11 protein-coding genes are annotated in these 12148 nt (G+C 73.0%); 6 read left to right on the top strand and 5 right to left on the bottom strand.

From position 1 onward, the window contains the following. Positions 1–89: 89 nt before the first annotated feature. Together ACZ3HQ_RS03455 and ACZ3HQ_RS03450 are read left to right on the top strand one after the other, a co-directional pair. Positions 90–752 carry an RNA polymerase sigma factor gene (locus ACZ3HQ_RS03455; protein WP_467507596.1) on the top strand — a complete coding sequence of 221 codons (663 nt, stop codon included), beginning with the start codon at positions 90–92 and terminating at the stop codon, positions 750–752. Beyond that, positions 752–1804, top strand: coding sequence for a hypothetical protein (locus ACZ3HQ_RS03450; protein WP_467507595.1), 1053 nt, complete (start codon positions 752–754; stop codon positions 1802–1804). Before ACZ3HQ_RS03455 ends, ACZ3HQ_RS03450 begins: the two co-directional genes overlap by 1 nt. An 81-nt stretch (positions 1805–1885) precedes the next feature. On the opposite strand, the gene ACZ3HQ_RS03445 is transcribed toward ACZ3HQ_RS03450, so the two are convergent. Next, on the bottom strand, positions 1886–2671 hold the full coding sequence (locus tag ACZ3HQ_RS03445; protein ID WP_467507593.1) for a L,D-transpeptidase family protein: 786 nt from the start codon (positions 2669–2671) through the stop codon (positions 1886–1888). Positions 2672–2755: 84 nt separating this feature from the next. On the opposite strand from ACZ3HQ_RS03445, the gene ACZ3HQ_RS03440 reads away from it, so the two are divergent. Beyond that, positions 2756–4336, top strand: a complete 1581-nt coding sequence (locus tag ACZ3HQ_RS03440) for an acyl-CoA mutase large subunit family protein (protein WP_467507591.1) — start codon at positions 2756–2758, stop codon at positions 4334–4336. Between the two features lie 32 nt (positions 4337–4368). Next, positions 4369–5022: a leucine efflux protein LeuE gene (gene leuE / locus ACZ3HQ_RS03435; RefSeq protein WP_467507589.1), complete on the top strand. Its 654-nt coding sequence runs from the start codon at positions 4369–4371 to the stop codon at positions 5020–5022. A gap of 1 nt (position 5023) precedes the next feature. On the opposite strand, the gene ACZ3HQ_RS03430 is transcribed toward leuE, so the two are convergent. Beyond that, positions 5024–6388, bottom strand: coding sequence for an FAD-dependent oxidoreductase (locus tag ACZ3HQ_RS03430; protein WP_467507988.1), 1365 nt, complete (start codon positions 6386–6388; stop codon positions 5024–5026). A gap of 83 nt (positions 6389–6471) precedes the next feature. Between ACZ3HQ_RS03430 and ACZ3HQ_RS03425 the strand changes: the two genes are divergently transcribed. Then, a complete protein-coding gene (locus ACZ3HQ_RS03425; protein ID WP_467507586.1) occupies positions 6472–7122 on the top strand; it encodes a TetR/AcrR family transcriptional regulator C-terminal domain-containing protein in 651 nt (216 codons plus the stop codon). A gap of 2 nt (positions 7123–7124) precedes the next feature. On the opposite strand, the gene ACZ3HQ_RS03420 is transcribed toward ACZ3HQ_RS03425, so the two are convergent. From ACZ3HQ_RS03420 to ACZ3HQ_RS03410, 3 genes are read right to left on the bottom strand one after another with little or no spacing between them, the layout of a single operon-like run. Beyond that, positions 7125–8237, bottom strand: a complete 1113-nt coding sequence (locus ACZ3HQ_RS03420; protein ID WP_467507585.1) for an acyltransferase family protein — start codon at positions 8235–8237, stop codon at positions 7125–7127. Between the two features lie 42 nt (positions 8238–8279). Then, positions 8280–9614 (bottom strand): alpha-2,8-polysialyltransferase family protein, encoded by a 1335-nt coding sequence (locus ACZ3HQ_RS03415; protein WP_467507583.1) that lies wholly within the window; start codon positions 9612–9614, stop codon positions 8280–8282. Further along, a complete protein-coding gene (locus ACZ3HQ_RS03410; RefSeq protein WP_467507581.1) occupies positions 9611–10588 on the bottom strand; it encodes a glycosyltransferase family 2 protein in 978 nt (325 codons plus the stop codon). Before ACZ3HQ_RS03410 ends, ACZ3HQ_RS03415 begins: the two co-directional genes overlap by 4 nt. Before the next feature lie 198 nt (positions 10589–10786). Here ACZ3HQ_RS03410 and ACZ3HQ_RS03405 point away from each other — a divergent pair, with 198 nt between their 5' ends. Beyond that, positions 10787–12097 (top strand): DUF6716 putative glycosyltransferase, encoded by a 1311-nt coding sequence (locus tag ACZ3HQ_RS03405; protein WP_467507578.1) that lies wholly within the window; start codon positions 10787–10789, stop codon positions 12095–12097. Positions 12098–12148: the final 51 nt, after the last annotated feature.

Genomic DNA, 12148 nt, shown 5'->3' with positions numbered 1-12148 from the left:
TTGCATCTTCCACAGGCGTGGACGAGCAGCGGTTTCAGGCCGTAACGTGCCTTTCGCGCCGACCGAGGACGGGCGTTAAAGGGAGTGCGGTGCAGGGGGACGACGCGGAGTTGACGGCCGCGGTGCGCGCGGCTCAGGCGGGGGACGAGACCGCGTTCCGTACGGTGTACCGCGCGGTGCATCCACGGCTGCTCGGCTATGTGCGCACGCTGGTCGGCGATTTGGACGCGGAGGACGTCACGTCCGAGGCGTGGCTCCAGATCGCCCGCGACCTCGACCGGTTCAGCGGAGACGCCGACCGCTTCCGGGGCTGGGCCGCGCGAATAGCCCGCAACCGCGCCCTGGACCACATACGGATGCGCGGCCGCCGCCCCCTGATAGGCGGCGACGAGACCGAACTGACCGGCCACGCGGCCGATTCGGACACCGCCGGTGAGGCCATCGAGGCGCTGACCACCGACGGCACCCTCTCCCTCATCGCCCGCCTCCCCCAGGACCAGGCCGAGGCCGTCGTGCTGCGCGTGGTGGTCGGACTCGACGCCAGGACCGCCGCCGAGACGCTCGGCAAGCGCGCGGGCGCCGTCCGTACCGCCGCGCACCGGGGGCTGAAGCGGCTGGCCGAACTCCTCGGCGCCGATCCGGAATCGACGGGAGGGCTCGACGCGCTCCCGCCCCAGCGAACGCCGCGCGGTGGCGCGGTGCGGTCCGCGAGTGTGACGCATCCGCGTACGCGGACGCAGAAGGACATGTGATGGCCGACGAGCACGACAAGTGGCTGGACGGTGAGACGTCGGAACGTCTGCTGCGCGGTGAGCCGTTGGAAGCCGTCGACGCCGACGCCCGCGTCCCCGCCGACCGCCTCGCCGGACTGCTCGGCGCCCTGGCCGCCCACGGCGCCCCCGCGTTCGGGGAACTTCCGGGTGAGAAGGCCGCGTTGGCCGCTTTCCGGGACGCGCGCACGACCGTGCCCGCCGAGACCGCGTACGGCTACGGCGACGCCGGCCTCGTCCGCATCGGCGCCCCCGCCCCCCGTACCCGCCGCTCCCGCTGGGGCCGGCCCGTCCGGTTCGGCCTCGCCGCCGCGCTGGCCGCCGGCACGCTGGGCGGGGTCGCGGTGGCCGCGGGCAGCGGGGTGCTGCCGGGACCGTTCCGGCACGACGCCCCCCGCCCCGGCGCCTCCGTCTCCGCCGCCGCGACCCCCGCCCGGCCCAGTGACCCGGCGTCCCCGGCCCCCTCACCCGGCACCTCGGGCACCCCGGACGCCACCCCCCGCGCACCGGCACCCGGCACGGCGGACGACGAGCCCGCGAGCACCGGCGAGCCCACCGGCCGTCCTTCCTCCGGCGCGCCCTCGCACCGCCCCGGCGCCCGCTGGTGGGCCGCCACCACGGCCTGCCGCGACCTGCGGGAGAGCCGGGAGCCGGAGGCCGGGAACAAGCGGACCCTGGAGGGCCTCGCGGGCGGCCCGGCGCGGGTCAAGGTCTACTGCCGCGCCCTCCTCGCCGCCGAGATCGACGGCCGCACCCACGACCGCCGGGGCCCGGACGGCAGGGGCGATACGGACAACGGCGACGGCAGCCAGGACGGCAACCCCGGCGACGGCGACCAGGGCGACGGCGACCGGAGCGACGACGCTCCCCGCACCCCCCGTCCGCGCCTCCAACTCAACCTTCCGGCGACTCGCCAAACCCCCTCTGACCTGCGGCTTTGCCACTTCCGAAAATTTGTTTCGGAAAGGTGTGACGTTTCTGGACGCGACGGCGCAGTAGTGAGTGAGCCGACTGGTCATCGGCCGTCGCACTGAGCCGGGGTTCCCCCCGTACCCCACGGCTCGTGCACTGGCGCGGGCGGGACACGTTCCCCCGGTCCCGCCCGCGCCCCCACTTCACCGGTACACCACCACCCGGTCCCCGCGTTGCACCTGTGCGAAGAGCGACGCGATCGCCCCCTCGTCCCGGACGTTCACGCAGCCGTGCGAACCGCCCGCGTACCCGTGCGCCGCGAAGTCGTAGGAGTAGTGGATCGCCTGGCCGCCGCTGAAGAACATGGCGTACGGCATCGGGGAGTCGTAGAGCGTCGACACATGGTGCCGGGACTTCCAGTAGATGCTGAACACACCCTCGCGGGTCGGGGTGTACTGCGAGCCGAAGCGGACCGAGATCGTGGTGAGGGTGCGGCCGTCGATCATCCAGCGCAGGGTCCGGCTGGTCTTGCTCACGCACAGCACCCGCCCGGTCAGACAGCGCGGGTCGGGCGGGGCGGCGGGCTGGCCGCCCATCAGATACAGCTCCCACTGGCCCGGCCGGTGCGTCATCGCGAGCAGCCGCTGCCAGGTGACGTCGTCCACGCGGCCCGTACGGGGCAGCCCGCGCTTGCCCTGGAAGCCGCTGACCGCCTGCTCGGTGAGGTCGTCGTACTCCCCGGTCGGCCCGTCGTTCAGCCACTGCACCTGACGGAGCCGGGCCTGCAGCTCCCGTACGCCCGTCCCGCTGTCCCCGCGCGCGAACAGGGCCCGGGCGGTGGTGTGCGGCCGGGCCGAGGGCGTGTCGAAGCGGACCGGGTACCGGGGCTTCCCGTCCGCCCCCTGAGGCGGCGGCTTGCACCCCCCGAGCGCCACGGCGAGGGCGGCGGCCGAGGCGAACAGGGCGACGGTTCTCCCCGGAGTCCTCATGCCCGGAATGCTTCCCCCGCGCGCCCGCCGCCGAACAACGAGGCATCGTGGAAGGGGAGCGCCCCCCGGATTCCGGAGGCAGCCATGGCGCGAGAGTCGGAGTCGGGCACGCCGATCGAGCCGGTCTACGGTCCCGGCGCGCTCACCGGCTGGGACCCCGCCACCGAGCTGGGCGAACCGGGGGCCTACCCTTACACCCGTGGCGTGTACCCGACCATGTACACCGGCCGCCCCTGGACCATGCGCCAGTACGCCGGGTTCGGCACCGCCGCCGAGTCGGGCGCCCGCTACCGGGACCTGATCGCCCACGGCGTCACCGGCCTCTCGGTCGCCTTCGACCTGCCGACCCAGATGGGGTACGACTCCGACGCGCCCCTCGTGCGCGGCGAGGTCGGCCGGGTCGGGGTGGCGGTGGACTCGATCGAGGACATGCGGGAGCTGTTCGACCAGATTCCGCTGGACCGGGTCTCCACCTCGATGACGATCAACGCCCCGGCGGCCGTGCTGCTGCTCCTGTACGAGCTGGTGGCGGAGGAGCGGGGGATACCGGGCGACCGGCTGACCGGCACCGTCCAGAACGACATCCTCAAGGAGTACATCGCGCGCGGCACCTACATCTTCCCGCCCCGCCCCTCCCTCCGGCTGACCGCCGACCTCTTCGCGTACTGCGCCGCCGCGCTGCCGAGGTGGAACACCATCTCCATCTCCGGCTACCACATGGCCGAGGCCGGAGCCTCGCCCGCGCAGGAGATCGCGTTCACGCTGGCGGACGCGGTCGCCTACGTCCGCGCCGCCCTCGCCGCCGGCATGGAGGTGGACGACTTCGCGCCCCGCCTGTCCTTCTTCTTCGTGGCGCGTACGACCCTGCTGGAGGAGGTCGCCAAGTTCCGTGCCGCGCGCCGGATGTGGGCCCGGATCATGCGGGAGGAGTTCGGGGCGCGGGACCCGAGGTCGTGGATGCTGCGCTTCCACACCCAGACGGCCGGGGTCCAGCTCACCGCGCAGCAGCCGGAGGCCAACCTCGTCCGGGTCGCCGTGCAGGCGCTCGCGGCGGTCCTCGGCGGCACCCAGTCCCTGCACACCAACGCCTTCGACGAGGCCCTCGCGCTGCCCACCGACAAGAGCGCCCGCCTCGCCCTGCGCACCCAGCAGATCCTCGCCCACGAGACCGACGTGACCGCGACGGTCGACCCCTTCGCCGGGTCGTACGCGGTGGAACGGCTCACCGACGACGTGGAGCGGACCGCGCTGGGGCTGCTGCGCCGGGTGGAGGAGCTGGGCGGGGCGGAGGCGGCCATCGAACTCGGCTACCAGAAGGGCGAGATCGAGCGGAACGCGTACCGGATCGCGCGCGAGACGGAGGCGGGGGAGCGGGTGGTGGTCGGCGTGAACCGCTTCCGCCTCGACACCGAGGAGCCCTACACCCCCCTCCGTGTGGACCCCGCCCTGGAGACCCGCCAGCGCGAACGCCTCGCCCGCCTGCGCGCCCACCGCGACGCCCGCATCACTGACGCGGCCCTCCTCGACCTCCGCGAGGCCGCCGACGGCACGGCCAACGTCCTCCCACCCATGAAGCGCGCCCTCCGCGCCCACGCCACCCTGGGCGAGGTCTGCGACACGCTGCGGTCGGTGTGGGGGGTGTATCAGCCACCGGACGCCCGCTGAGCTGCCCGTGACGTCGTGCGACACTCGCTTGCATGTTCGGTGTCATCGATCTTCCCGCCTACCTGGCCGGGCTGCTGGTCATCATTCTGCTTCCGGGGCCCAACTCGCTGTATGTGCTGTCGGTCGCGGCGCGGAAGGGGGTCAGGCCGGGGTATACGGCGGCTGCCGGGGTGTGGTGCGGGGACACCGTGCTGATGACGTTGTCCGCCGCCGGGGTGGCCTCGCTGTTGCAGGCCAACGCGGTGCTGTTCGGGATCGTGAAGTACGCCGGGGCCGGTTATCTGACCTGGCTGGCGATCGGGATGCTGCGGGCCGCCTGGCAGATGTGGCGGACCCGGCGGGCGCCGATGGTGGCGGAGGCCGTCGCCGAGGAGGGGACGGAGGCGGAGCGGCCGTTCCGGCGGGCGCTGGTGGTCAGCCTGTTCAACCCGAAGGCGATCCTGTTCTTCGTGGCGTTCTTCGTGCAGTTCGTGGATCCGGCGTACGCCTATCCCGCGCTGTCCTTCGTCGTGCTCGGCGCCTTCGCCCAGCTCGCGAGCTTCCTCTACCTCAGCGCCCTGATCTTCAGCGGCACCAGGCTGGCCGCCGCGTTCCGCCGCCGCAGGCGGCTGTCGGCTACGGCCACTTCGGCGGCCGGGGTGCTCTTCCTCGGGTTCGCGGTGAAGCTGTCGCTGGCCGCGGGATAGGTCAGGCCAGGCCGACGCGGGCCAGGTAGGCGCCCAGCCCCTCGGCCGAGTCGCCCGCCCAGCCGACGTAACCGTCGGGGCGGATCAGGAAGACGCCGGGGCCGTACGCGGCCGGCAGGGAGCGTACGCCGGGGAGTTCGGCGCCGAGCAGGGTCCAGTGCGGGCCCCGGAAGGCGTCGAAGAGGCGGACGCCGTCCACCGTGCCGTCCGGGGCGCGGTCGCCCGCGCGTATCTCCGTCGGCTCCGGCCGGGTGTCCTCGCTGAGGGACGACTTCCGGTACCCCAGGCCGAGTTGGACCGTCGCCTTCCCCCGCTGGACCTCGCCCCGGTGCACCCCCGTGGAGAGGTCGAGCATGGCGGCGGCGTTGGCGCGGCGCTCCTCCTCGTAGGTGTCGAGCAGGGCGTCCGGGGCGCCGTCGCGCAGGACCGCGCCCAGCTTCCAGCCCAGGTTGTAGGCGTCCTGCACGCTGGTGTTCAGCCCCTGCCCGCCCGCCGGGGAGTGGACATGGGCCGCGTCGCCCGCGAGGAACACCCGGCCCGCCCGGAACCGGTCCGCGAGTGCCGCGCGCGGCCGGAACTCCGAGGCCCAGCGCACCTCGGTGAGTTCCTCGGGGTCGAGATGCGTACCGGCGCCGACCAGTTTGCGCAGACCCTCCAGGGACAGGTCGGGCGTCTCGCCGCCGGGCAGCCGCGCGGCCAACTGGAAGTCCTCCGTACCGGCCAGCGGGCACAACATCAGACCGGTGCCGTCCTCACCGGGGAAGGCGTGCCAGTGCTCCCGGTCCAGCCCGCGCACCCGGACGTCCGCGACCAGGAACGGGCTCGGGTCCACCGTCTCCCCGGTCATGCCGATCCCCACCGCGCGCCGCACCGCCGAGCGGCCGCCGTCGGCCGCGACCACGTACCGGGCGCGGACCGTCGTACCGTCCGCGAAGTGCGCGGTCACGCCCTCGGGGTCCTGGTCCAGCCCGGTCAGCTCGCGGCCGAAGGCGACCCGGCCGCCCAGTTCGGTCAGCCGGGCGTGCAGCACCTCCTGGGTGCGCCACTGGGCGACCATCAGCGGATCGGTGTACGGGGCGCCCTCGGTCGCCTCCACCGGCTCGAACATCGGCCGTACGCCGGCCTGCCGGCCGTCCCGCCAGATCATCCGGGGCGGGTACGGGCCACCGGCCGCGCGGATCGCGTCCAGCACGCCGAGGTCGTCGAAGACCTCCTGGGTGCGCGGCTGGATGCCCTTGCCGCGCGAGCCGGGGAACAGCGTGTCCGCCCGCTCCACCACCAGCGCGTCCACCCCGCGCCGGGCGAGGTCCACCCCGAGGGTCAGCCCGGTCGGACCGGCCCCCACCACCAGCACATCCACATCCATCGGGGCATACATCGCAGAACTCCTTAACGCGGTTAAGTGCCGTCGCTCACGAGCGTGCCCTTAACGTTGTTAAGCTGTCAAGCGTGAGTACGGAACGACGCGCCCCCCTGGACCGCCGCAAGGTCGCCGACACCGCGCTGCGGCTGCTGAACGAGACCGGCCTGGACGGGCTGACCCTGCGCGCCATCGCCCGCGAGCTGGACGTCAAGGCACCCGCGCTGTACTGGCACTTCAAGGACAAGCAGGCGCTGCTCGACGAGATGGCGACGGAGATGTACCGGCGGATGACCGCCGGTGCGGTGCTCGACCCCGCCGACACCTGGCAGGAGCGGCTGCTGGCGGCCTGCCGGGGTCTGCGCGCCGCGCTCACCGGCTACCGCGACGGCGCCAAGGTCTTCAGCGGCTCCCGCTTCACCGGCACCGAGCACGCCCCCGCGATGGAGTCCCACCTGCGCGTCTTCACCGGCGCGGGCTTCACCCTGGCCCAGGCCGTGCGGGCGATGCGCACGGCGAACATGTACACCATCGGCTTCGTCACCGAGGAACAGGGCGTACGGCCGCTTCCCGGCGAGCGGCGCGAAGGGTACGACGTGGAGGAACGGGCGCGCAGGATGGCCGAGTTCCCGCTCGCGGCCGAGGCCGGGAAGCTGCTCTTCGACGGCTACGACGAGCAGTTCGAGGACGGCCTGAAGCTGATCGTGGCCGGCATCGAGACCGCGTACGGCATCCGCTGAGGTCAGCTCTTGAGCGCCCGGCGCAGCCGGGGCCCGAACGGCTTCTCCACGAACCGGTGCAGCAGCCACGCCAGCACCAGCATCCCCGCCACCGTCAGCCCCAGTGTCGGCCATGCCCCGAGCCCCAGCCCCCGGTGCAGCACCCGTACCGCGAACCAGCCCAGGTGCTCGTGCACCAGGTAGAACGGGTAGGTCAGCGCGCCCGCCGTCACCAGCCACGGCCAGGACGCCCACCGGGTCCAGCCCAGCGCGACGGCCGCCACCGAGGCGAAGGCCAGCGTGACCACGGCGACGATCACCACCGGGTGCCGGGTGAAGTCACCGTGCGCCCCCGGATGCCACAGCCCGCGCACGGCCGCGCTCTGCCCGAGCAGCCAGGACATCGCCACCAGGCCCCACAGCAACGGGCTGCTCCCGAAGCGGTGGATCAGGTACAGCGCGAGTCCGCCGATGAAGAAGGGCGCGTACTCCGGCATGACCAGTGCGTCGGTGAGGGCGTTGCCCGCGGTGGTGGAGATCGCGGCGGCCAGCGTCCAGACGCAGGCGAACAGCACCACGCGCCGGTAGGTCGCCCCGCGCCAGACCACGAACAGGGCGAACAGCGCGTAGAACCGGACCTCCACCCAGAGCGTCCAGCACACCCCGAGTATGCGGTGGGCGCCCATCGGCTGCTGGAGCATGGTCAGGTTGACCAGGAACTCGTCCGCCCGCACCGGGTGCACCACCACCGGCAGCACGAAGGCCGCCCCGGTGACCAGCACCAGCGCCACCCAGTACGCGGGGTAGAGGCGGGCCACGCGGGAGCGGAAGAAGTCGCCCAGGGTGCGGCCCCAGCCGCTCATGCAGATCACGAAGCCGCTGATCACGAAGAAGAACTGCACGCCCAGACAGCCGTAGGGGGTGATCTGGGAGAGCCGGGGGAAGACCTCGGACGGGCTCTGGTGCCAGGACTCCGAGATCGTCCCGCCGCGCCCGGTGTAGTGGTACATGCACACCATCAGCGCGGCCACGAGCCTGAGGCCGTCCAGGGCGAGCAGCCGCCCCCGTGCCCCGGTGGCGACCGGCTGGGAGAGGCCGGCGGGCGGGGCCGGGGCGAGCGGCGACGTGGCGGTCATCTGTGGAGTCCTTGGCGTGAGTTCGGTCGGCTACAGGGGCGTTCAGCCGCGCGCGGTCCGGCGCAGGCCGCGCGCCCGGCGGGCCACCCGGCGGACGGTGGCGTTGCGCGGGATGAACGCGAGCTGCGCGGGCACCCCGCCGGGCAGTCCCAGCACGGTCAGCCGGCGGCGCTTGAAGTAGCGCAGGGTGGCCGGGTCCAGGTGCCGGGCGAGGAAGCCCTCCACCTCGGCGCGCAGCTTCGGCAGGATCTTCGGCTGCATGGCGAAGCCCACCGCGCGCACCAGCGCGCCCAGTTCGGCGACCTCCATGCCGCGCCGCCCCTCGGCGACGGCCGCCCGGTCGCCCAGCTCGGGCAGCAGCGCGTCGACCACGGTGACCGGTATCCGGTTGCTGTTCTCGTACGGGGCGAGCCGCTCCAGCAGGGTGCCGGTGCCGACCCGCGCCACGGGCAGGCCGTACAGCGTGGCGGCGGTCAGCAGGGCGGTGGAGAAGCAGCCGACGACCAGCGCCGGGCGCATCCGCTGGTACAGCACCTCGGCCAGCACCGGGGTGTCCAGCACCGTGAGGTCCGCCCCGAGCCGCTCTGCCTCCTCCTCCAGGGTGCGGGCGTAGCGGGCCGGTGCGGTGGGGTGCGGCTTGAACACCACGCGGTTGTGGCCCAGCCGGACGGCGCCGCGCAGCATGCTGACGTGCAGCGCCTCCTCCTCGTCCGGGGTGAGGATGTCCAGCGCGGAGAGATACTGGCCCAGCAGCAGAGCGGGTTCCTCGATCGCGGGCAACTCGTCTCCGGTACCCGCGAGTTCGGCCAGCACCTTGGTGAAGGCGGCAGTCGGCACGATCTCGGCCGGCACCCCGAACTCGGTGAGCAGCAGCGGCTGAAGGCCCGGCACCAGGTCGAGGTGGAGCAGCCGGTTCACGCGGGTGCCGACCAGCGGATCGATCTTGTTGCGGGTGGGGCCGTAGCTCATCAGGCCGTCGGCGTAGACCGTGACCGGGGCGCCGGTGAAGATCTGCGCGAGCGCCAGCGACGGGTTGACCTGGATCGACTCCACCGCCAACTCGACCGGCTCGTCCCCCAGTTCCCACTCGTGGCGGAAGTACCGCTGCCACAGCGGCATGTCGTCCACGCGGGGCAGCCAGCCGCCGGGGTGGAAGGGGTGGATGGTCTCGTTGTAGGAGAGCACGTCGTCGAACCGGTCCCGCAGCCGCTCGAAGCCCGGCATCTCGTCCAGCGGGGGCGTGGTCTCCGGGGTCGCCGCGTTGTTGCAGACCAGCAGCAGGCGCCGGTCGGCGGGGTCGAAGCAGCCGGAGTCCAGGGCGGCGGCCAGCGTGGCCACGCCGTACAGCGTGGACGCCTGGAAGATCTGGGTGGTCACGCGGCGGCCCCGGCGGGGGAGGGGCGGCGGCGCAGGCGGCGCAGCCGGGTGGCGCGGGCGAGGTCCATCGAGTCCAGCGCCTCGTTCAGCACGTCCTGCGGCATGCGCCGCAGCGCGGCCGCGCTCAGGGATTTCAGTTTTCTCGCCACCGGGGGCTCGAACCTTTCGATGCTTCCCAGATGGTGGGAAATGATCGCGCAATAGGTGCGCACGGCCTTCGGCAGCAATTCCTCCGCGTTCCGGTCGGCGGCCGTCTCCGCTATGACCTGGTCGAACGCGCGCAGGAAATCGAGCTGGCGGACATCGCCGATCTGGGTCAGCGAGGAGGCGACCCCGCGCCGGTAGAAGACGCCGAGCAGCCCCACCACGGCGAACGACTCAGCCTCCCGGTGCAGCCGCCAGATCCACGGCCGGTCCTCCGCCGTGCGCAGCCCGTCCGTGAAGTGCAGCAGCCCCCGGTCCGCGAGCCGCCGGTGGTAGATCCCGGCCCAGGCGTACGCGTAGTCCACCGAGGTCGACCGGTCCGCGGGCAGGATGGCCGCCCTCGGGTCCATGACGACCCCGCGCCGGCCGTGCGGCACCCGGTGCACGGACCGGGCCCGCGCGGTGCACTGGACATGGTCGGTGCGCAGAAAGTCGCACCCCAAGTCGTCCATGTGCGCGACCAGTTGGTCGTAGTAGCCGGGGGCGAGCCAGTCGTCGCCGTCGAGGAACGTCAGGTACTCGCCGCGTGCCCGGTCCAGACCGGTGTTGCGGGCGGTCGCCAGACCGCCGTTGCGCTCGTGCCGGACCACGACGGCGCCCGGCAGTTCACGCTCGGCGCGCTCGAGAATGCCCGGCGTCCCGTCGCGGGAACAGTCGTCCACGAGAATGAACTCGTAATCGTCCCGCGCGTTCGCACGAAGACTCCTCAATGTGTCCGGCGCGTATTGCTGCACGTTGTAGAACGGCACGATGACCGAGAGCTTGACCACGCCGAGGACGTTAGGGCGGGGCCCGGCATTCGGGTCGACGCTCGTCTGGATACCGGGTGAACGACGCGTGGCGAAGCCGTGAACCGGGTTTTCTTGAGGGCCGATCGGGGCCCGAATCCCCATTCGTCGATGTGCTGTTAACCGTTTGTTGAGTTCGGGTTGGGCCGGGGCTACGAAACGCTTCCTAGCGTCCTCGGTGTGCCAGCCAGTGCAACGAAGTCCCCGCGGATCGCCGTCCTCGCCGATTCCGACACCCGGTGGAAGTGGGGCGCGCTCACCGCGCGCCGTGTCGCTCCCGCCGCTGCCGGACGGCTCGACGGCTACCTCCTGCGGGGCCGGGCCACCCCGACACCCCGCCAGCTCGCGGAGACCGGCGCCACCGCCGACTCGCTCCGCGAGGTCACCGGCGCGGAGTTCCTGCGCGCCATGACCCAGGAGTCCTACGACATCCTGGTCCTCGCGCTGGTCGGCGGCGGTGTGCAGGCCATGCTGCACGGCCTGAGGCACGCCTGGGGGAGCGGCCCGCGCCCCGTCGTCGTCACCGGTTACGTCGGTGTCGTCTACGAGAAGCTCGCCGACGGCCTGCTGCTGCGGCACGGCGCCGACCTCGTCCTCGCCAACTCGGCCCAGGACGCGGACCGGTTCCGCGCCGTGTACGAGGGGGTCGGCGCGGACGCCGGGGCGGTCACCGAGGTCGCGCTGCCGTTCCTCGGCGGAGAGGCGTACGCGGGTGAACGGGCGCCGTACACGGTGACGTTCGCCGCGCAGCCCTCCGTACCGGAGAACCGCGCCGACCGGACCTACCTGCTGGAGCGGCTCATCGCCCACGCCCGGCGGCACCCCGAGCGCGAGGTGCTGCTCAAGCTGCGCTCCAAGCCCGGTGAACACACCACGCACATCGAGGAGTTGCCGTACCAGAAGCTGGCCCGGGGGCGGGAGCTGCCGGCCAACCTCCGTCTGGTGTACGGGCACATGGGCGAGGTGCTGGACCGGACCGACCTGCTGGTCACCGTCAGCTCCACCGCCGCCCTGGAGTCCCTGCACCGGCGCGTCCCGACGGCCGTGCTGACCGACCTCGGGGTGCGGGAGGCGCTGGGCAACCACCACTTCCTCGGCTCCGGGTGCCTCACCTCCTGGGACCGGCTGGACGCCGGGCACCGTCCGGAGGCCGACCCGGAGTGGCTGGCCCGGCAGGGGGTCGCCGCCGGTGACGGCTCGTACGCGGGCGCCTTCGACGCGGCCCGCGCCCGGATCGCCGCCCTGCTGGAGCGGTCCGGGGCGCTGCCGCCGCTCGATCCCTACTACACGACCGAGACCGCGCCCGGCTATCTGCCCGGCATCCTCGCCCGCCACCACCTCGGCCCCGACGGGGCTCCGCTGCCCGGCAGCCCCGCCGTCCGCGCGGAGGCCGGACCCGTCCGGCAGATCGTGCGCCGGGCCGCCCGCGGCGCGTACCGGCACGGGGTCCAGCGGGTCGCCCCGGTGATCCGGCGGATGGGCGAGCTGTGAACACCCCGAACACCGTGAACACCCCGAACTCCCAACTTTCCGAAGCCTTTC

The organism is Streptomyces sp. NPDC018263 (assembly GCF_055562575.1).
Note: the sequence above shows the minus strand (reverse complement) of the source record. Positions and strands in the feature narration are given on the sequence as shown.

What these genes read in the sequence shown, in the direction of transcription:
- ACZ3HQ_RS03440 (WP_467507591.1), top strand. Translation starts at nt 2,756, where the DNA reads ATGGCGCGAGAGTCGGAGTCGGGCACGCCGATCGAGCCGGTCTACGGT.
- leuE (WP_467507589.1), top strand. Translation starts at nt 4,369, where the DNA reads ATGTTCGGTGTCATCGATCTTCCCGCCTACCTGGCCGGGCTGCTGGTC.
- ACZ3HQ_RS03420 (WP_467507585.1), bottom strand. Translation starts at nt 8,237, where the DNA reads ATGACCGCCACGTCGCCGCTCGCCCCGGCCCCGCCCGCCGGCCTCTCC.
- ACZ3HQ_RS03430 (WP_467507988.1), bottom strand. Translation starts at nt 6,388, where the DNA reads ATGGATGTGGATGTGCTGGTGGTGGGGGCCGGTCCGACCGGGCTGACC.
- ACZ3HQ_RS03445 (WP_467507593.1), bottom strand. Translation starts at nt 2,671, where the DNA reads ATGAGGACTCCGGGGAGAACCGTCGCCCTGTTCGCCTCGGCCGCCGCC.
- ACZ3HQ_RS03450 (WP_467507595.1), top strand. Translation starts at nt 752, where the DNA reads ATGGCCGACGAGCACGACAAGTGGCTGGACGGTGAGACGTCGGAACGT.